Origin of the sequence: Streptomyces sp. CC208A (assembly GCF_030010625.1) — a bacterium.
Taxonomy (GTDB): domain Bacteria; phylum Actinomycetota; class Actinomycetes; order Streptomycetales; family Streptomycetaceae; genus Streptomyces.
The window spans coordinates 76,109-95,211 of record NZ_JASCXN010000019.1; the positions used below are offsets into that span (position 1 = coordinate 76,109).

A 19,103-nucleotide genomic window follows, 5' to 3' on the forward strand; every position below is an offset into this window, starting at 1 on the left:
CATCGGAGGATTGGTCGGATCCTCCAAGACTCCGGTTCAGCCCGCAAGACCCCGTTCAGCCTGCGGACCCTTACGCGTGAGTAGGGAGCGCTCGACGACGGCCCAGGTGGTGCTGGTGACGAGGTAGAGCCCGACGGCGAGCGGGACGAAGGCGACGGTCACGACGGTGCCGAAGGAGAGCAGCGGCAGCACCTTGGCGAGCGCCTGCGGGGTGGGGGCCTGCGGCCCGTCGGCGAGCTGCCGCCGGGTCCGCCGGTACTGGTACGCGGCGACGGCGGCGGTCAGCGCGAAGAGCGCCAGGTACACGAGACCGGCCGCCCCGAAGGGCCCGCCGTGGCCGAGGGTGTCGGCCCAGCGTGCGTCCAGCGGGGCGGCGAGGAGGCTGTGCCCGGCCATCCGGTCGCCGGAGGAGAAGAGGGAGTACAGGAGGAGGAACGCGGGCACCTGGAGCAGCCCCGGCAGGATCCCGGCGAGCGGCGAGACCTTCTCCTCCGCGTGCAGCTCCAGGACCGCCCGCTGGAGCCGCTCCGGCCGGTGCTTGTGCTTCTCGCGCAGCGCCGCGACCTGCGGCGCGAGCCGCACCCGGGCCTCCTGCCCCCGGACGGCGGCGCGGGAGAGGGGGTGGACGGCGAGCCGGACGAGGGCGGTGAAGAGGACGACGGCGGCGGCGGTCGAGGCCCCGGCGAAGAGCGGCTGGAGGAGCGCGGCGAGCTGCTCGACGAGCACGGAGAAGGCGTCGAGGAAGGGGGAAGGGAAGACGGAGAAGGACAGGGACGTGGACGTGGACGTGGACGTGGACGCGGCAAGAGACAGGGACAGGGGCAGGGACAAGGGAACCCTCCGGGGTTCGTCGTGCCGGGGATGGTGTGACTCGGCATGACGGACCGCGCGAAGGCGCCTCTCCAAGGAGGCAGGAGAACGCCTACGCGGCCGCCGGGAGGGGACGGCCGGGCGCCCGGGGCCGGCGGCGGCCGGCGGCGTCGGGGTCGCACTGCGGGAGGAAGGCCGTACGGCGGGCCCGGTCCCGTAGCGCGGTGCGTATGAGGGCGGGCGGCGCGCTCGGAGCCGTACGGGCGCCGATGAGGGCACAGACGGCGGCGGAGACGGCGACGGCGACGGCCGCGCCGAGGGACCCGTCCGAGAGGAGCAGCCCGGCGAACGACACCGCGAAGGCGAAGAACACGGCCAGAAGGGCGACGAGGGGCGCGACTCGGCGCAGGACCAGACTCCCGCTCATCGCACCCCCCGTTCCCCGAACTTCACTGTCCAGGAGGTAGGACGAAGCGGAGTACGAGAGAGTTCCCGGCTCTACGAGGTCGCCGCCGGGTCCAGCGGGACGAGGAGCCGGCGGGGCTGGAGGAGCGCGCGGCCGACGGGGTCGGCGGGGTCGGGGTCGAGCCCGGCGCCGGGCCGCATCTCGATGTCGGCGGGGGCGACGGGGACGCGGCAGGCGGGGCAGTCGCCGTGCGGGCCGAGTTCGGTGCCGCAGTCGGCGTGGTGGAAGTGACGCATGGGGAGGGTGCCGGGGATCTCGCCCCTCCCCCAGGTGCCGAGGGCGCGCAGCACGGGCCAGAGGGCGATGCCGCGGTCGGTGAGGACGTACTCGTCGCGCGGCGGGGAGTCCTGGTAGCGGCGCCGGTCGAGGACGCCGGCGTCGACGAGGGCCTGGAGGCGGGCGGCGAGGACGGCGCGGGGGGCGCCGAGGTGGGCGAGGAAGTCGCTGTAGCGGCGGACGCCGTAGAAGGCGTCGCGCACGACGAGGAGGGTCCAGCGCTCGCCGACGATTTCGAGGGCGCGGGCGACGGAGCACTGCTGCTGGGCGTAGTCCTTGCCGAGGGCCATGCCCCTCAGCGTACCGAAAAGGGGGTTCATTGAACGAACCAAGGGGGGGTAAGGTCCGGGTTCAATGACTGAACCGACAAGCGATCGGACATCGGACGGAGACCCCGTGCGCACAGCCCCGCCCCGCCCCCGGAACGCCATCCCCCTCCACACCCCCGGCCCGGCCACCCTCGCCGTGACGGCCGCCGCCACCGCCCTCGCCCTGATGAACTACACGGCGCCGATGGTGACCCTCCCGGCGATGGCCGACGCCTTCGGCACCCCGCCCTCGGCGCAGGCGTGGCTGTTCAACGGCACCCCGCTCGGCCTCGCCGCGCTGCTCCTGGTGGCGGGCGCGCTGGCCGACGCGCACGGCCGGCGCCGGGTCTTCCTCCTCGGCACGCTGGCGCTGGGCGTGACGACGGCGCTCGGCGCGTTCGCGGGGACGACGGCGCTGTTCACGGCGGCGCGGATCGCGCAGGGCGCGGCGAGCGCGGCGGTCCTCGCCGGCAGCCTGGGCCTGCTGGCCGTCGCGTACCCCTCGGGCCGGGACCGGATCCGGGCCACCGGCCTCTGGGGCGCCTCGGTGAGCGGCGGGATCGCCCTGGGCCCGCTCCTCGCGGGCGCGCTCAGCCCGGCGGACTGGCGGCTCGCGTACGCGACGCTGGGCGCGGCGGCCCTGCTGACGGCGGCGGTGGGGACCCGCACCCTCGCACCTCCGGCCCGGCGACCGGCGGGCGGCCGCCCGGACCTGGCGGGCGCGGCGACCCTGACCCTGGCGCTGGCCGCGCTCCTCACGGCCCTGACGCTGGGCCGGGACGGCTGGCTGCGCCCGGTGATCGGCCTCCTGCTCCTGGCGTCGGCGGCGCTCACGGCCCTGTTCGTCGTGGTGGAGCGGGAGGCGGGCAGGCGGGGCGGGAACCCGATGATCGACCTGGGACTGCTACGGAAGCCGGCGTTCCGGGTGGCGACGGCGGGGGCGCTGTTCACGGGCCTGGCGGTGATCGGCCTGTTCAGCATCGTCCCGGCCCTGCTCCAGCGCGGAACGGGCATGTCGCCCCTGGCGGCGGCCTGGCTCTCCGTCGTCTGGTCGGGCACGGCGTTCACGGCGGCGCTCCAGGCCCGCAGGCTGGCGCCCCACCTCTCGGCCCCGCACCAACTGGCCCTGGGCTTCGCCCTCTCGGCAGCGGGCGTACTCGCTCTCCTCGGCACCCTCGACTCCCCCGCCCTCCCGTGGGGGCGCCTGATCACCGGCCTGGTGGTGTCGGGCGCGGGCAGCGGCCTGCTGAACGCGGCGCTGCCCCGGCTCGCCGTCGACTCCGTACCGCCGGAGCGGGCGGCGATGGGCTCCGGCGCGAACAACACGGCCCGCTACATCGGTTCGGCGGCCGGCGTGGCCCTGATGCTCGCCCTGTCGGCGACGGGCCCGGACACGGCCCTGCTGACCGGCGCGGCCCTGGCCTTGGCGGGCACGGTCCTCACCGCCGCAGGGTCGCCCAGACGATGAGCCGGTAGCGGGAGCTGAACTCGGGCGTGCAGGTGGTGAGGGTGAGGTAGGACCCGGCCGTGGAGTACCCGTACGAGGGCTTGACGATCGACCGGGGCACGGGCTGGATGACCCCGGTGTCGCGCGGCGAGGTCACCGGCAGGATCTGGTCGACCCGGTAGGTGTACGTCCCCTCCCGCGTCCGCAGCGTGATCTCGTCCCCCTCGCGGAGCCGGTCGACGTACCGGAACGGCTCCCCGTGCGTGTTCCGGTGCCCGGCGAGCGCCACGTTCCCGACCCGTCCCGGCGCGGCGGTGCCGGGGTAGTGCCCCACGTACCCCTTGTCGAGCACGTCGCGCTTGGAGATCCCCCGGGCAACGGGCACGGTGAGCCCGATGCGGGGGATACGGAGCACGGCGAAGGTGTCGCCGGAGGGGGCGGGGGTGGCGGAGGGCTCCACCACGGGAGCGCGGGAAGTCCCGGAAGAAGAGGGCGCGGAAGGAGGCGCGGAAGAAGGCGCCGCGGGAGGCACGGCGGGAGGCGAGGAAGAAGGCACGGCAGGAGACACGACGGGAGGCACGGGCGAAAGCTCAGGGGGAGAGATGTCCCACTCCCGCTCCAGCACACGCACCCGCTCACCGGCCTCGGCAAGGGCCTGCTGATTGGTCCACCACAGCTGGTGGACGACAAGCAGCAGGACGAGAACACCGCAGGTGACGACGGCCTCGGCGGCGAACCGGAGCACACGCACGACCCCACGGCGCCCCGACCGCCCCTGAACGACGACCGGCACCCTCTCGCGTCCCCCGCGTCCCCTGCCCCGCACGCCCGGCACGATAAGCGCTGCCGCGCCAACTCTCCAGGGCCGTACAGCAGTACGGTGAAGGGCATGCGCCACGACACGCCTGCCGCCCACACCGCCGAAGCCGAGCGTCTCCTGCGCACCGCCGCGCAGTACCCAGGAGACCGCGAACCGCTGCTGCTCCAGGCCGCGGCCCACCTGGAACTGGCCGACGACCGCCCCAGGGCGACAAGGCTCTACGACGACCTGCTCTCCGGCACCCCGGCCGCCCCGCACCTGATCCGCGCGCTCAAGGCGTCGAACCTGTGGGAGTACGGGCACGAGGCCGAGGCCAGGGCCATCATCGACGGCGTCCGCCGCTCACGCCCGGCGGACGCGACCCCGTGGGAGATCGCGGCGGAGACGCTGGAGGCCCACGACGAACTGGAAGCGGCGGAACAAACCCTCACGGAAGCGGCCACCCTCCTGGCAACAGGAGCGGAAACGGACCTCCCCCACCCCACCCGCTCCCTCCTCGCCACCCGCCACCGCATCCGCCGCATGCTGGCCCTGGCCCACGACGAGTGGGACACCCTGGCGGACCGCCTCCACCCCGGCACGATCCCCCTGGACGAACTCCACGACCCGAAACGCCTCTGGTCCCTGGGCTCCTCGGACCCCGCCGAACTCCAGGCCGAGATCGCCCGCCTCCGCTCCGAACTGGGCACCTACCGCACAGCCCTCTCCCGCCCCTTCCCGGTGGCGGTCCTCCACTGGCCGGAACGAGAACTCACGGAACTCCTGACGACGTACCCGGAACTGGAAACGGAATACCCCACCTACCAGGCCCACCTGACAGACATCGAGGCCTCCCTCCGCGAACTGTCCGCGGCCGGCACCCCCAACCTAGGCATCGTCCGCGCCACCGTCCCCTCCTACGAAGCCTTCGCCGCCTCCGAGTCCTCCACCCCCGCCAACCCCGCCCTCCTCCCCCAATACGCCACCACCCTCGCCGCCCGCGCCCGCGCCACCCCTTGGCCTCCGCTCCGCACGGAGGGGTGCTGGTGCGGCTCGGAGCTGACGTATGGGGAGTGCCACGGGGTGGAGTAGGCATGAGAATCTCGCTACCCGAGACGTACATGATGAGGACGGAAACCTGAAATGGCGCGGCTTGTCCTGCAGGGGCCAGGTGCCCGCTGCGCGAACACGGACGCTGGCAAGCACATCCTGCTGCATCCTGAGCAGGACCTAGAGGCGCAGGCAGTCTTCAGGTGGCTTAAAGGCCGCCCTCTTGCAGACATCTACACAGAATCCATCAGGAACTCGATCGACTATGTTCTTGACGGCGGCAGGACGGGGCGGTTCTACCTGCTTTCACCCGAAGTTCACCCCGGCGAACGGGCATCCGTAGGGGCGAAGCTGGAATACGAGATCCTTCGGAATCTCTCACTTCCGAAAACCAAACCCCTCGACACAGAGATATCTGGCATCCCGGTCGACATCAAGGCGACAGTCGGCAGCAACTGGGCGGTCCCCTCAGAAGCCCATTGCCAGCTCTGCCTGTGTACTCAGATCCAGCTCAAGAAGAACCGGCACCGGACCTGGCTCGTGCGAGCCCATCGCTCATGGCTTTATCGCGGCAAGGGCAACAAGGACGGCAAGCGAGGCCTCGCCGCACACGCACGTGAGCACTGGAGCGTGCCCTTGTACGATTGGACCCCCCTGCCGGTAAATCCGCTCCGGTACCTCCCGGAGGATGTAGCCCGGCAGGTCCTCGCCGAGCAGCCTGGCCAGGTTGAACGGCTGCTGATCATGTTCCGCGCGCTCGAGGGGCATGTCATACCGCGCAGCACCCTCCTCACGGTGGCCCGCAGCCACGACCCGATGCGCAGAGCAAGGGAAGTGAAGAGAGCCGCGGCTCGCGAAGGGCTGACACTGCTCTGCGGCCGGGACGCTGGGGCAGCTCGTGGTATCTCGTTGCAAGCTGGAGAGTGGATAGCGGTGCGGGACGGCAGTTCGGAATCGGTTTCTCCGCCACGCCCTGAGAACGGGCAGCCGCAGGGGGTACCCGGGAGTGAGAGTGACTAAGAGCATGGAATGGACGCCGCCGAGAGGGTCTTGGGCCTCGTCAGCGGCCCGGCGCAGGAACATGCAGGCCATTCGCAGCCGCGACACCAAGCCGGAGCAGGCCATCCGCCGCCTCGTCCACGCCCAGGGCCTCCGGTATCGCGTGGCAGCCAAACCGCTGCCCGGCCTTCGCCGGACAGCAGACATGGTGTTCCGCCCAGCCAAAGTGGCTGTCTTTATCGACGGCTGCTACTGGCATGGTTGCCCCGAGCACTACGTTCCGCCCAAGACCAACCCCGGCTACTGGTCGAAAAAGGTTGAGGGCAACGTGGTCCGCGACCGGGACACGGACCAACGTCTCGCCGAGGCAGGATGGGTCGTACTGCGTTTCTGGGAGCATGCAGCACCAGAAGAATGCGCTGCTCAGATCGCCGAGATCGTCAGCAGGCGGCGCAGCCGGATTAGACGAGAGAGTTCTGCGCCTGCTCCCAGGTAAGGCCGTCAGGTTCCAGGTCATCAGCGGAAAAATCAAGAACGGCGCCTTGGCGCTTCAGCGCTTCCTTGATTGATCTCCCCACCGCCTCGGCCACCGGAGGAGGGAAAGCATTGCCAACTTGACGGTATCGAGCCGTCTTGCGGCCTGCGAACTCCCAGTCCACCTTCGGGGGAAATCCCTGGATGATAGCGGCTTGCTCTACGGTGAGCATCGGCCAGATCCCCGCCTTGGGACTTCCGAGATCACGCTCTGGGTTCACCTCGTGCTCATCATTAGCCACACCCATGCCGTTCACGCCGAGCGCAGCCCACGCCCTCTTGGCTCGCGTGGGGCCGAGATCTGCGCCGCCATGCTTTTTAGATCCCCCCACCAGGGTGGGTGCCACAGTCCCCTTGGCCGCTTCCTTCAGCCACTCATCGAAGTCATCAGGCCGACCGGCCTCGACGAAGCGCCTCTTCATCGAATCAGCCAAGGCACTCGCCACCGTGACTTCCTTCTTCTGTGGCTGAGGCCACTGAAATCCTCGGTAATGATCCTTATGGATCGCCACAAGGATAGCCCTTGGCCTGAGCTGCGGAACGCCGTAATCTGCCGCTTCCAGAAGCCGCCACCCGCAGACAACGTAACCCTGTCCCCGCAGCCGCCCCTTGATCCACTCACGATACTCGTAGAACTTCTCGCGCGGCTTGACCAGTCCAGCAACGTTCTCAATCATCACCGCCCGCGGCTTGAGCTCCTCAACGAGGTCAAGCATCGCGGGAAAGAGATCCCGCTCGTCATCCCGGCCAAGCTGCTTGCCCGCCACTGAAAAGGGCGGGCACGGAACCCCGCCTGCTAGAAGGTCAAGATCTCCTTCGCGAATATCGCGTCCCAGCCTCGCTTTAAACTTGTGAAGATGCCGAGCAGGTTCAAATTTCGTCACGTCCATCTCAAGGACATCGCAAAGAGCCGCAGCCTCAGCCCCCCACCGCTTCTTCTTGATCACGTTGAGCTCCAGCGTCCCTGCTGCGTGAGGGTCGATCTCGACGAGAGCGAGGTGCTGGAATCCGGCCCGGTGAAGCCCGACGGCCTGTCCCCCCGCTCCGGCGCAGATCTCAATCGACGTCAGCGGCTTGCCGCTGGAAGTCATCGAAGCCTCCTGATGTGACTGACTGCAGACACGCAAGTGTCGCATCCGCCAGTGACAGGCCCTGACGTAGCGGCATTCTTCCAGAACGCTCTGAGCCAGTCTTCCGATCCGAAACCCTGCCCGCCCCTCCCCGGGGGGCAGTCAGGGCGGCCGGACTTGCCGCTGTACAGCCGCCATCCTCCTGTGCGCGTGGCCGACCTGTAACGCTCAGTACGGTGACTCTCCCCACAGACTCCCGCCGCCCGGCCGGCCAGCCAGTCAGCCCAAGGCAGGCACGCCCATGTGGCTCAGCAGAGCTGCCATGTCGCTGGGCGCCAGCCCTGCGGCTACCGCTGGTTCCTCTTCGAGATCCGCGAGTCTCTGGACCGAAGGATCATCAAGGATCCGTCCCATGAAGTCCAGCTTCTTCTCAAGCCGCGTCATCACCACCTCATCGACGGTGTTCCGGGCCACAAGAACAGTCGCGTTCGTCTCAGTCCCTGGAGACAGCCCCAAGCGGTGGATCCTGTCCATGCTCTGCAGAAACCGTCCCGCCATGAAATCCCGGTCCACATAAACAGCGTCGTGACACACCTGGTGCAGACTGATTCCCTCACCCAGCGTCGCCGGGTTGGAGATCAAGACCATGCAGTCCGGATCCTCGCGGAACCGGCGCAGCTGTTCCTCCCGGTCAGGCGTCCCGCCGTACACGACGGCAGGGCCGAACTTGGCCAGGAGCTTTTCCAGTGTCGCAAGGCTTCTGACGAAGGTCGTCCAAACGAGGGTCTTGCGTCCCCTCTCTGCGTTCTGAGCCACGATGAGCGCCGCCTCCTGGTATTTCGGCGACATCTCGTGGGCGGGAAGGTTCTGCATCAGGGAGTAGAGCGAACTTCCGGCAGGAACTTCGAGCGGAGGAAGCTGATAGGCGAGGGGGTCATACCGGTGTGCCCCTTCCACCAGAAGCGCAGGACAGACTGCCGCCATCAGCAGACGCAGGGCGGTCTTGCCCATAGCGCTCAGGTCATCACGGGCCGCCCCGCTCGCTTCGCCTCCCACGATGGCGGTGTAGATCTCCTCATGCAGCGGAGGCATGTCCACGTAACGCATCTGCAGCGACATGGGAGGGAGCCCCAGCTCCTGCTTCGTGGTCCGGGTGAACAGGGGCCTCAGCACCGTGCTCGCGTGAGCCAGATCACCGCCGGCAACAGCCTGCGTCACCGTCCGCTGGCCGTGCCCTGGCCAGACGAAACCGAGCAGGTTCTCCAAGTCCTTGGCTCCGTTGGGGGCCGGGGTGCCAGTCAGGATCAGTCTGCGGCGGGCAAGCGGGCCGAGCGCCATGCATGCGGCCCCGTACGTCCCCCGTGCTCCCAGCTTCATGCGGTGGGCCTCATCAAGGATGATCATCGACGGCTCGGCCTTCAGCCACGCGGCCAGCGACGTGAGTGCTCCGTCCAGGCGCTCATAGTTGACGATCAGCACCTCCGCCCACTGGTCATAGGACTTGCCGAGAATGTCCGAGTGCAGGCGGTGGCGGAAGCAAACCGCACTCTCGTACTGCCACGACTCGTAAGCCGATTTAGGGCAGACGATCAGCAGCCGATTGACCAGCCCTCTGGCCTTCTGGCTGGCATAGACAGCCAGCCCCACACGCGTCTTCCCCGCGCCAGGGACGCTGAAGTTGGCGCCATGCTGAAGGGAAAGCAGCTTAGCGATATCACGCCGCTGAAAGTCACTGAGGTCTGCCTTCCACTCCTCCCCCAGGAGGAACATGACGTCCTCAGGGGAGATCTCACCTGATGCATCAGGGGCGTCCAGCCTCTGCTTTACCGTCTCAGCGTCCTGCAGAACACCGATGACTAGTTCCTGCAGCTCCGGAGCCCACTGAACCCCTGTCGGGTCGGGCCAGGAGGAAAGGGCCCCCAGCCCCCCCAGCAGGTCGTTGAGATCGACGGCGGCGGACAAGGGGCCAAGCTGGCCGCCCGAACGGAAGCGGGCAACCAGCTGGACGAGTTCTTCACGGTACTCATGTGAAGTACGGAGAACGGCCTTCGTGCGGGTCTCGTCGAAGTCGAGGTGAAGCGATGCGCCCGCAGTGCCGCCGCTCATCCCGAAGTCTCCAGCGCCACAGCCTCGATCAGCCAGGCGACACCGTCGCCTGGTGTCGTCGTTCCCCTCGCCGCCTGCTGGGCAAGCTTGCGAAGACTCTCGCGCAGCTTGATCACTGCTTCATCGAGCGCTTCCTCGTCGAGGCTCCTCGACGCGCGAGCCTGCACGAGCTCCACGACGCTCTGGTCGATGTCAGCGCAGGCGTCCGCGATCCGCGCCGGCGCCATCTGCTTGCGCTTCTTCAGCCTGGCGTCGCGGCCCGCCGTGTCAATCGCCTTGTCAAAAGCCTCCCGTGCTTCCCGGACGACCTCCTGCGCCTGCTTCCTCTCCTGGTCGGAGGCTGCAGCACCTGGAGCAACAACGATCGCCTTGGCCCGCAACACCTTGTCGTTCAGGGCCCGCGCCGCGGACACTGCAGAAGAACTCCCCGGAAGCGTCACTCCACCGAGACCTGGCACGACCACCGCTGCCTGCTCGCCCGCCGGCCCGGCGAACCCAACTGGCATCACCCGCGACAGGTACCGGTCACGGAAGCTCTCATCGATGTGCCGCACGTCCGTCTTCGCAAAGCCCATGACAATGGCCGCCATGCGGAGTTCCTTCAGCACGTCCGCCCGGTCGGGGTCAACGCTCGCAAGCTTCTCGTAAGCCCGGTGAAGTTCCTTGAGCTTTTCCTGGTGGTCCTCGAAGTCGACAAGACGCAGGCCTGCTCCGCCGCTGCTCGCGCTGCGCTTGATCTGCTCTCGGATCGTGCCGAGAATCCACCGCTCCTGGTGGTAGGTACTGGTCCTGACACGGAAGTCCTTTGCGATGGCGTCAGGAGTCCGGCCGAGGCCGGCCTGCTCTTCCATCGCGAGCAGACGGTTGATGTACGAATAGTCCCGCCGGTGGTCGCGCCGCAGCTGGAGCGCCAGCTCCACCGCATTAATGTCCTCCCATGTAAAGGACTCCGGCAGCACCCCCACCCGCATCGTCTGCCGACCGAGCTCGCGAAGAGCCGCCGCACGCGTATTGCCGTTGACGAGAATCCCGTTAAAGGTGATCAGACCGGGATCGTTCTGACCAAACTGCTCGAGACTCTCCTTCAGCTTGTCAAAGTCCGCGTCTCTGCGGTTGGGATCTGCCGGATCAGCCTTGAGAAGAAACTGCAGGTACTCCTGGCTCGGCCCTGCCCACGGGTCCGCGGCCAAGGCCTTGTCCTTCACTGGGTCATGGCTGCGCTGAGCCCTGATCCGATGGGTTCCCGGATTGTAGAAGACCGAGCTGATGGAGCACTCGATCACCTCGCAGTGCAACGCCTGGCCGTTCCAGTCCACGGTCACCGTCTCGCGGGTCCCGCCGGCACTCTTCACATCCTCAAGCCGTTTCCGGACCGTCTCACTGAACTCGACAGCGTTCGGTGGAAGCGGAAATTCCTGCATCATCTGCATGCTGCGTCCCCTCGTCTGCTAGCTGTCCATGCCGAGTACAGCGTCCCTCACCGTCTTGCGAGACTCCTCGGGCAGGGTCCGGTACTCGCCCCAGATGCGCTCGAGAGGGCTGGGATCTCGGCGGTCGGCGTCCAGCCAACCGATGAATACGGCCCGCTCCAGCTTGCTGAGGTGTCCGAGGCCTTCGAGCAGACGGGGCAGATCGGCCTGACGCTGGCGTCCGCCCACACGACACCTGTTGCACTCAGTGACGAGCTGCGTCGTCACCGTGCCGTTGGGCTGTACGACCTGCCGCCGCGCGACATCCAGCTGGGCGTCCTGGCCACCATCCATGAAGGCCTCTCCCGCACCGATGCCACAGGAACGGCACAGGAAACTGTCCGCCATGAGGACCTTGGTCCTCTGAGCCGCGGTCAGCCCCCCCTTTTCCTTCGGGGACTTCGACTGGCCGGGCAGCCACACATCGGTCCCCTTCTTCACGAAGCGCTGCTCGTCAAGGTTGAGCGAAGGATCCTCACGCCGGGTGTCGATCTGCCAGTCATGATCCCGCAGATCGCGCACACGGCGGTCAATCTGGGCCACCTCCGGGAAAGCCGCCCGAAGCTGCCCCTTGGTGAAGACGTTCCCCTCGCCCACCTCTGCCACGAGCCAGAGAGCTGCCCGCGCCTTGCTTCCCAGCTTCTTGTCCTGCCACGACCACACCGACACCCGCAAACCTCCGCTGCGCGAACACCACCATGGAGTGCAGCCGGGTACGAGAAAGCGGACGGAGCCCAAACGGATCCCGTACACCTGCTGCTTCCGGCTTGCCTCTCTATTCAGCGCATAGGACGGCACCGAGTTCCACCCCCTGGCTGGTTTGCGCGCAAGGTAGTCAAAACTGCCTGCTGCACAATGGGTTACGTCCGGACAGACACGAGCGGGGGATGACAGGGATGGCAACGAGGAGAACCGGTTCCGATGTGCCGCCGGGACGGCAGGCGCTCGCAAAGGCGGTCTGCGTGCTCTACGGCCGCTTGGCCGTGAAGAACCTGGCTGAAGCCGCAGAGCTCTTGGAATCCCGCGGCTGGAAGAAGGACCCGAGCGAGATCTCCCGCTACCGCAACGGCCGGAGGAAGCCCCCCCTCGGCTTCCTTGAGCAGCTGCACGGGCTGGCCACCGAGCGGACGGAGCTGGGAGCGGTATGGCCGACGCTGGCAGAGCTGAAGGAACTCCACGCCGCCGCCGAAGCCACGCTCTGCCGGAACTGCCATGAAGTACGGCAGGAGAACCAGCTTCTCCGTGAGGAAAACAGCCGGCTTCTCGCCCACACGGTACTGGGACCCCGGCCTGAACCTCTTGGCTCTAGCGGAAGCATCCTGGCCGGATCCATCCCTTCCACTGCTCTGCCGGTCCCCAGAACACCTGGGGACCGGCAGAGCAGTGCCCGTGATGTGGCCGCCGCGCGGCAGCTCGCCACGAGCGCTTCCCGGCTTCACGGCAACGGGCAGACCGGACACGCCGTCGCACTCCTCCAGGACGTGGCTAGGGCGCTCACCCCTCTGGAGAGCGCCGCGTCCATCGTGCTGCTGCGGGACGAACAGAATGATCTTGCCGAGACCGCGATCGGCATCCACAGCCGCTCCCGTGCCGACAAGGACATCATGCAGATCGCAGTGGAACTGCATTCCTTCGGGCTGCCAGAAGAGGCTGACGCACTGCTTCGCGCCACTATCGCGCAGGCGCCGGCACAGAGGAGATGACAAGAACGGTGGAGATGACAAAGAGCACAGCACAACAAAACCCTGCTCAAAGCAGAAGCAGCGTTTCATTAGACTCGGGAAAAATTCCGACATCTCCTGACCGAAAGGCCTCGCCATGCCCCGCGTCCTCTCCCCCGCCATCGCCGCCGCCGGACTCGTAGGCGGTTACGCCGTCGCGCGGTGGACCAAGAAGCGGCCGCTCGGTGGGGTGGTGCTGGCGGTGGCCGGTGGGGTGGCGGCCCGGGAGTGGCAGCAGGTGGCTGGGGGGAAGGCGGCTGCGGGGCTTTCCGCCGCTTACGTGGCGGCGTTCGGCGGGTCGCATCCGCTGGCCAAGAAGATCGGGGCCTGGCCTGCCGTGTTCTCCGTGGCCGGGGGGATGGCCGCTGCTTCCTGGGCCGTCACCCGGGGGCGGTAGCCACCGGGGCGGTAGCCACCGGGGCGGTAGCAGCCGGGGTCAGCCGCCCAGGGCGTGGCTGACCGTATAGATCGTCAGGCCTGCCAGGGCGCCCACCACCGTGCCGTTGATGCGGATGAACTGGAGGTCCCGGCCGATGTTGGCCTCGATCTTCTTGGAGGTCTGGTCGGCGTCCCAGCCGGCGACCGTGTCGGTGATCAGGGAGGTGATCTCGGCGCGGTAGGTCGTCACCAGGTACGTCGTGGCCGACTCCAGCCAGCCGTCCACCTTCGACTGGAGGCGGGGGTCCGACGCCAGGCGGTGACCCAGGGAGATCAGGGAGGCCCGGGCGCGGAGGCGGAGCTGGCTCTGGTCGTCCTCCGCCGCCGCGATGATCAGGGCGCGGACCGAGGCCCAGGCCGAGGCGATGACGTCCTGGACCTCGGGGCGGGCCAGGAGGTCGGACTTGAGGCGCTCCACGCGGGCCCTCGTGTCCGTGTCGGCCTGGAGGTCGGCGGCGAAGTCCGTCAGGAAGCGGTCGATGGCGCCCCTCGCCGGGTGCGTCGGCATGTCACGCATCTCCGTGACGAAGCGGAGCAGCTCCTTGTAGACGCGCTCGCCGACCTTGCGGTCCACGAAGCGGGGGGTCCAGCCGGGGGCCCCGCCCTGGACCGCGCCCATCACCGAGTCGGCGTGGGTGACGAGCCAGTCGTGGGCCCTCGTACACACCAGGTCGACCGCCCGGCGGTGGGCGCCGTCCGCCACCATGCGCTCCAGGGTCTTGCCCACGCCCGGCGCGATCTCCGCCTCCTCCGCCCGCCGGGTGATCGCCTCGCCCACCACCGCCTGCACGTCCGCGTCGCGCAGCACCGTCAGCGCCCCGCGCAGGGCCGTCGCCGCCTCCTCCGTCACCCGGTCCGCGTGGGCCGGGTCGGCGAGCCAGGCGCCGAGGCGCCGGCCGACGCCCAGGGCCCGCAGCCGGCCCCGTACGACATCGGCCGACAGGAAGTTCTCGCCCACGAAGGAGCCGAGCGAGACGCCCAGCTGGTCCTTCTTCGTCGGGATGATCGCCGTGTGCGGGATCGGCAGGCCCAGCGGCCGGCGGAACAGCGCCGTCACCGCGAACCAGTCCGCCAGCGCGCCGACCATCCCCGCCTCCGCCGCCGCGGCCACATAGCCCGCCCACGCGCCCGCGCCGGAGTTCTCCGCCCACGTCGACAGGGCGTAGACCAGCGCGACCAGCGCCAGCAGGGCCGTCGCCAGCGCCTTCATCCGGCGGACGCCCCTGCTCTTCTCCTCGTCCGCCGCCGTGTACGCGAAACTCACCATCGAAGCCCGACCTCCCTGCCCGTCTACTTCAGGGACTCTTGGCGCCGCTCGCGAGTTCCCCCGTGGCTTTCTCCGTACATCTTCGCGATCACGGACTCGATGTCCGGTTCCCGCACCGACAGATCCACCAGCGGGTACGCCTCCGCCACCGCCGAGGCCGGGAAGGCGAGGGACCGGCGCGGTCCGTCCGCCCGCACGAGACGGGCCCCGCGCACATCCCCCGTGCCCCCGCACACGCCACCGCGAGCGGATTCCCGGCCGACTTCCCGTCAGTCACCCGCCGCCTTCGGGAGTTTCGCCCGCTTTATGTGCACTATGTGATGCCATGTCCCCTTCCTCCCGCTCCTCCTCCCCCACCGCACCACCCCCGGACCCGGGGTGGGAACCGAGGGACCCCACCCTCCCCGCCCTCCCCACCCGCCCCGCACCCCACCCCCCGGCCAGACCCCGGCGCTCCCTCCCCCGCCGTCTCCTCCGCGCCACCGTCTGGCTGCTCCTGCTCGGCGGGCTCCTCCTCGCCGGAGCCCTCGTCGCCGGGTACCTCCTCGTGCCCATCCCGGCGGCCAACGCCGCCGCCGTCGCCCAGTCCAATCTGTACCTCTACCGCGACGGCACCGTCCTCGCCCGCGACGGCGAGGTCAACCGCGAGAACGTCCCCCTCGACCGGATCCCCCTCACCGTCCGGCAGGCCGTCCTCGCCGCCGAGGACCGCGACTTCCACACCTCCCGCGCCGTCGACCCCAAGGCCATGCTCCGCGCCGCCTGGAACACCGTCACCGGCAAGGGCCGCCAGTCCGGCTCCACCATCACCCAGCAGTACGTGAAGAACTACTACCTCGGCCAGGAACAGACCCTCACCCGCAAGGCCAAGGAGTTCGTCATCGCCCTCAAGCTGGAACGCGAGAAGACCAAGGAGGACATCCTCCAAGGCTACCTCAACACCAGCTACTTCGGCCGCAACGCCTACGGCATCCAGGCCGCCGCCCACGCCTACTACGGCAAGGACGTCGACCACCTCGACACCGCCGAGGGCGCCTACCTCGCCGCCCTCCTCAAAGCCCCCAGCGCCTACGACGTCACCACCCACCCCGAGAACCGCCCCGCCGTCCTCGCCCGCTGGCGGTACGTCCTCGACGGCATGACCGGCGAAGGCTGGCTCACCCGCGGCGAACGCGCCGCGCTCCGCTTCCCCGACCCGCAGACCGCCCGCCCCGCCACCGGCCTCTCCGGCCAGCGCGGCTACCTCGTCCAGGCCGTCGAGGACCACCTCACCGGCCGCGGGATCGTCGACGAGAAGACCCTCGCCGGCGGCGGCTTCCGCATCGTCACCACCATCGACCCCGACCGGCAGGCCGCCCTCGTCCGCGCCGTCGAGGAACGCGTCACCCACCGCCTCGACCCCGCCACCCACCCCGCCGACCGGTACGTACGCGCCGGAGCCGCCGCCGTCGACCCCGCCACCGGCCACGTCGTCGCCCTCTACGGCGGCGTCGACTACACCGAGCAGTACGTCAACAACGCCACCCGCCGCGACTACCAGGTCGGCTCCACCTTCAAGCCCTTCGTCTTCACCGCCGCCGTCCAGAGCGGCGCGCGGACCCAGTACGGCGAGCCGATCACCCCGTACACCGTCTACGACGGCAGCGACCGGCGCCCCGTCGAAGGATGGACCGGCGCCCCGTACGACCCCGCCAACGAGGACGGCGAGAGCTACGGCGAGATCCCCGTCACCGACGCCACCGGCCTCTCCGTGAACAGCGTCTACGCCCAGATGGCCGTCGACGTCGGCCCCGCCCGCGTACGCCGCACCGCCGTCGCGCTCGGCCTGCCGCCCACCACCCCCGACCTCACCGCCTCCCCCTCCATCGCCCTCGGCCCCGCCACCGCCAGCGTCCTCGACATGGCCCAGGCGTACGCCACGCTCGCCGCCCACGGCCGGCGCGGCGCCCACACCCTGGTCACCGCCGTCACCCGCGACGGCGAGCCCCTGGCCCTCCCCGCCACCGCACCCCGGCAGGCCGTCGGACGCGAGGCCGCCGACACCACCACCGCTGTGCTCCAGGGCGTCGTCGAGACCGGTACGGGCACCGCCGCGCAGGCCGCCGGACGCCCGGCCGCCGGCAAGACCGGCACCGCCGAGGACGACAAGGCCGCCTGGTTCGCCGGCTACACCCCCGAGCTCGCCACCGTCGTCGCCCTGATGGGCCAGGACCCCGAGTCCGGCGCCCACCAGCCCCTCTACGGCGCCCTCGGCCTGCCCCGCGTCAACGGCGGCGGCCCCCCTGCCGAGATCTGGGCCCGCTTCACCCGCGAGGCCCTCGCCGACACCCCCGTACGCGACTTCGACCTGCGCCTGATGCCGGGCGCGGAGCTCCCCGCCGTGCCGCCTGTGCCCGACGGGTACGAGGAGGGCGGGGACGGCCGGTACGAGACGGGCGAGGCGGGCGAGGCAGGCCCGGGGCCGGGGACGGGGAGGGGGAGGGGGCCGGAGACGGGCCCGGGCCCGGGGCCGGCGAAGCCCACCAAGCAAGCCCGCTAGTCAGCCGCCGGTCAGTGCCCGGAGGTCGCCTTCAGCCCCACCACGGCCACGAGCAGCAGACAGACGAAGAAGATCCGGGCGGCGGTCGCCGGCTCACCGAGCACCACCATGCCGAGCACCGCCGCACCGGCCGCGCCGATGCCGACCCAGACGCCGTAGGCGGTACCGATGGGAAGGGTCTTGGCGGCCTGCGACAGCAGCAGCATCGAGGCGACGATCCCGGCCGCGGTGAAGACGCTGGGCCACAGGCGGGTGAAGCCCTCGGTGTACTTCATCCCGATCGACCAGCCGACTTCCAGCAGACCCGCGACGATCAGAAGAACCCAGGCCATGACGACGACACCTCCGCGAGACGGAACGACAACGAAAGATGCGTCGTCTTTTCGCTTCGAACCCGGTACGGCGCGTCTCGTCGGGGTGACTCCAGGCTAGCAAAGCACAGGCGGAGGCCCCGGTGACAAGCGTCACCGGGGCCTCCGCCGGCACTTACGGCACTTACAGGTACAGCCCGGTCGAGTCCGCGCTCTGGAACCGGTCCGCCGCCACCGCGTGCAGGTCGCGCTCCCGCATCAGTACGTAGGCGACGCCCCGCACCTCCACCTCGGCGCGGTCCTCGGGGTCGTACAGCACCCGGTCACCGATCTCCACGGTCCGGACGTTCTGCCCGACCGCGACCACCTCGGCCCAGGCCAGGCGGCGGCCGACGGCGGCGGTCGCCGGGATCAGGATCCCGCCCCCGGAGCGCCGCTCCCCCTCGGGGGTGTCGGTGCGGACCAGGATCCGGTCGTGGAGCATCCGGATGGGCAGCTTGTCGTGCGTGTTCTCGCTCACGGGTCGAACCTACCGGCCGGGCTCAGCCCTTGTGGCGCCGGGAGGAGGTCACCAGGAGCCCGACGACCGCGACGGCCACCAGGGCGGCCGGGACCACGCGCTCCAGACGCGGGGAGCCGTCCTCGTCGGTGAAACGTGCCTTCACGTCGGAGACGACCCGGTTCACGGCGACGAACGCCCGCCCGGCGGTCTCGTCGACGGTCGAGGCGACCTTGGCCTTGGCGTCTCCGATGATGGTCTTCGGGTGCATCCGAATGCCGATCTCGTCGAGCGTGACGGCGAGCTGCTCGCGCCGGCGGACGATGTCCGCCTCGATCTGCGCAGGGGTCCTGGCCTCCGACACCGCGCTGCCTCCGTAGTCGTATTCCGGTCGTTGACGGACAGTCTGTCAGCTCCACCGCCCGGGGGCTGTCCCCGACCCCCATTAGGCTCATGGCATACGCGCACATTTCCGAGGAGAGCGAGCCATGAGCGAGCGACTGCAGCCCGGCGACACCGCCCCCGCCTTCACCCTGCCGGACGCGGACGGCAACGAGGTCTCCCTCGCGGACCACAAGGGCCGCAAGGTCATCGTCTACTTCTACCCGGCCGCCCTCACCCCCGGCTGCACCAAGCAGGCGTGCGACTTCACCGACAACCTCGACGTGCTGGCCGCCGCCGGCTACGACGTCATCGGCGTCTCCCCCGACAAGCCGGAGAAGCTCGCGAAGTTCCGCGACAAGGAGAACCTCAAGGTCACCCTGGTCGGCGACCTGTCGAAGGAGACCCTGGAGGCGTACGGCGCCTTCGGCGAGAAGAAGCTCTACGGGAAGGTCGTGACGGGCGTCATCCGCTCCACGATCGTCGTCGACGAGGACGGGAAGGTGGAGCACGCCTTCTACAACGTCAAGGCGACCGGCCACGTGGCGAAGATCATCCGAGACCTCGGCATCTGACCCTCTCCGGTCCCTTGCCCCCACGGACGGGCCCGCCC

At 69.4% G+C, this 19,103-nt stretch carries 20 protein-coding genes, 1 pseudogene and 1 riboswitch; of the genes and pseudogenes, 8 read left to right on the top strand and 13 right to left on the bottom strand.

What is annotated here, in order from left to right; all coding sequences use genetic code 11:
* Positions 1-36: 36 nt before the first annotated feature.
* From yidC to QK442_RS21060, 3 genes are all read right to left on the bottom strand, one after another.
* On the bottom strand, positions 37-771 hold the full coding sequence (gene yidC / locus QK442_RS21050; protein WP_282695609.1) for a membrane protein insertase YidC: 735 nt from the start codon (positions 769-771) through the stop codon (positions 37-39).
* A gap of 151 nt (positions 772-922) precedes the next feature.
* Positions 923-1,237 (bottom strand): DUF6412 domain-containing protein, encoded by a 315-nt coding sequence (locus QK442_RS21055; protein WP_282695548.1) that lies wholly within the window; start codon positions 1,235-1,237, stop codon positions 923-925.
* Between the two features lie 71 nt (positions 1,238-1,308).
* The gene (locus QK442_RS21060) at positions 1,309-1,842 is read right to left on the bottom strand and encodes a helix-turn-helix domain-containing protein (RefSeq protein WP_282695549.1); all 534 of its coding nucleotides are present in this window, start codon (positions 1,840-1,842) and stop codon (positions 1,309-1,311) included.
* Between the two features lie 106 nt (positions 1,843-1,948).
* On the opposite strand from QK442_RS21060, the gene QK442_RS21065 reads away from it, so the two are divergent.
* Complete coding sequence (locus QK442_RS21065; protein ID WP_282695550.1) at positions 1,949-3,328, top strand: MFS transporter; 1,380 nt, start codon at positions 1,949-1,951, stop codon at positions 3,326-3,328.
* Here QK442_RS21065 and QK442_RS21070 read toward each other — a convergent pair.
* The gene (locus tag QK442_RS21070; RefSeq protein ID WP_349239668.1) at positions 3,300-4,307 is read right to left on the bottom strand and encodes a class E sortase; all 1,008 of its coding nucleotides are present in this window, start codon (positions 4,305-4,307) and stop codon (positions 3,300-3,302) included. The genes QK442_RS21065 and QK442_RS21070 overlap by 29 nt on opposite strands.
* Here QK442_RS21070 and QK442_RS21075 point away from each other — a divergent pair.
* The 3 genes from QK442_RS21075 to QK442_RS21085 are packed head-to-tail and all read left to right on the top strand — an operon-like array spanning position 4,197 to position 6,651.
* Positions 4,197-5,198 carry an SEC-C domain-containing protein gene (locus tag QK442_RS21075; RefSeq protein ID WP_282695552.1) on the top strand — a complete coding sequence of 334 codons (1,002 nt, stop codon included), beginning with the start codon at positions 4,197-4,199 and terminating at the stop codon, positions 5,196-5,198. The two genes, QK442_RS21070 and QK442_RS21075, sit on opposite strands and share 111 nt — an antisense overlap.
* Before the next feature lie 51 nt (positions 5,199-5,249).
* Positions 5,250-6,176, top strand: coding sequence for a NaeI family type II restriction endonuclease (locus QK442_RS21080; protein WP_282695553.1), 927 nt, complete (start codon positions 5,250-5,252; stop codon positions 6,174-6,176).
* Positions 6,177-6,180: 4 nt separating this feature from the next.
* On the top strand, positions 6,181-6,651 hold the full coding sequence (locus QK442_RS21085) for a very short patch repair endonuclease (RefSeq protein ID WP_282695610.1): 471 nt from the start codon (positions 6,181-6,183) through the stop codon (positions 6,649-6,651).
* Here the strand turns inward: QK442_RS21085 and dcm are convergent.
* The 4 genes from dcm to QK442_RS21105 form a co-directional block, all read right to left on the bottom strand.
* Entirely contained in the window at positions 6,617-7,780 is a 1,164-nt protein-coding gene (gene dcm, locus QK442_RS21090) for a DNA (cytosine-5-)-methyltransferase (RefSeq protein WP_282695554.1), read from the bottom strand. The genes QK442_RS21085 and dcm overlap by 35 nt on opposite strands.
* 258 nt (positions 7,781-8,038) lie before the next feature.
* A complete protein-coding gene (locus QK442_RS21095) occupies positions 8,039-9,865 on the bottom strand; it encodes a DEAD/DEAH box helicase (RefSeq protein WP_282695555.1) in 1,827 nt (608 codons plus the stop codon).
* Positions 9,862-11,295, bottom strand: coding sequence for a hypothetical protein (locus QK442_RS21100; RefSeq protein ID WP_349239669.1), 1,434 nt, complete (start codon positions 11,293-11,295; stop codon positions 9,862-9,864). The genes QK442_RS21095 and QK442_RS21100 overlap by 4 nt, the downstream gene beginning before the upstream one ends.
* An 18-nt stretch (positions 11,296-11,313) precedes the next feature.
* Entirely contained in the window at positions 11,314-12,003 is a 690-nt protein-coding gene (locus tag QK442_RS21105) for a hypothetical protein (RefSeq protein WP_282695556.1), read from the bottom strand.
* 227 nt (positions 12,004-12,230) lie between these two features.
* Between QK442_RS21105 and QK442_RS21110 the strand changes: the two genes are divergently transcribed.
* Entirely contained in the window at positions 12,231-13,037 is an 807-nt protein-coding gene (locus QK442_RS21110) for a hypothetical protein (RefSeq protein ID WP_282695557.1), read from the top strand.
* 115 nt (positions 13,038-13,152) lie between these two features.
* Positions 13,153-13,452: a hypothetical protein gene (locus QK442_RS21115; protein WP_282695558.1), complete on the top strand. Its 300-nt coding sequence runs from the start codon at positions 13,153-13,155 to the stop codon at positions 13,450-13,452.
* 39 nt (positions 13,453-13,491) lie between these two features.
* Here QK442_RS21115 and QK442_RS21120 read toward each other — a convergent pair whose 3' ends face one another.
* Together QK442_RS21120 and QK442_RS21125 are read right to left on the bottom strand one after the other, a co-directional pair.
* Entirely contained in the window at positions 13,492-14,760 is a 1,269-nt protein-coding gene (locus tag QK442_RS21120; protein WP_282695559.1) for a DUF445 domain-containing protein, read from the bottom strand.
* Positions 14,761-14,783: 23 nt separating this feature from the next.
* A pseudogene (locus QK442_RS21125) lies at positions 14,784-14,975 on the bottom strand (methionine ABC transporter ATP-binding protein); the annotation flags it as partial.
* A gap of 110 nt (positions 14,976-15,085) precedes the next feature.
* Here QK442_RS21125 and QK442_RS21130 point away from each other — a divergent pair.
* Positions 15,086-17,299: a transglycosylase domain-containing protein gene (locus QK442_RS21130; protein WP_282695560.1), complete on the top strand. Its 2,214-nt coding sequence runs from the start codon at positions 15,086-15,088 to the stop codon at positions 17,297-17,299.
* Positions 17,300-17,310: 11 nt separating this feature from the next.
* Here the strand turns inward: QK442_RS21130 and QK442_RS21135 are convergent, their stop codons facing one another.
* From QK442_RS21135 to QK442_RS21145, 3 genes are all read right to left on the bottom strand, one after another.
* On the bottom strand, positions 17,311-17,631 hold the full coding sequence (locus tag QK442_RS21135; protein WP_282695561.1) for a multidrug efflux SMR transporter: 321 nt from the start codon (positions 17,629-17,631) through the stop codon (positions 17,311-17,313).
* 37 nt (positions 17,632-17,668) lie between these two features.
* A riboswitch (guanidine-III (ykkC-III) riboswitch) is annotated at positions 17,669-17,742 on the bottom strand.
* A gap of 52 nt (positions 17,743-17,794) precedes the next feature.
* Positions 17,795-18,130, bottom strand: coding sequence for a co-chaperone GroES (locus tag QK442_RS21140; protein WP_265869063.1), 336 nt, complete (start codon positions 18,128-18,130; stop codon positions 17,795-17,797).
* Positions 18,131-18,152: 22 nt separating this feature from the next.
* Positions 18,153-18,473, bottom strand: coding sequence for a DUF3618 domain-containing protein (locus QK442_RS21145; protein WP_282695562.1), 321 nt, complete (start codon positions 18,471-18,473; stop codon positions 18,153-18,155).
* 124 nt (positions 18,474-18,597) lie between these two features.
* Between QK442_RS21145 and bcp the strand changes: the two genes are divergently transcribed.
* A complete protein-coding gene (gene bcp / locus QK442_RS21150; RefSeq protein ID WP_282695563.1) occupies positions 18,598-19,065 on the top strand; it encodes a thioredoxin-dependent thiol peroxidase in 468 nt (155 codons plus the stop codon).
* The last annotated feature ends 38 nt before the right edge of the window (positions 19,066-19,103 follow it).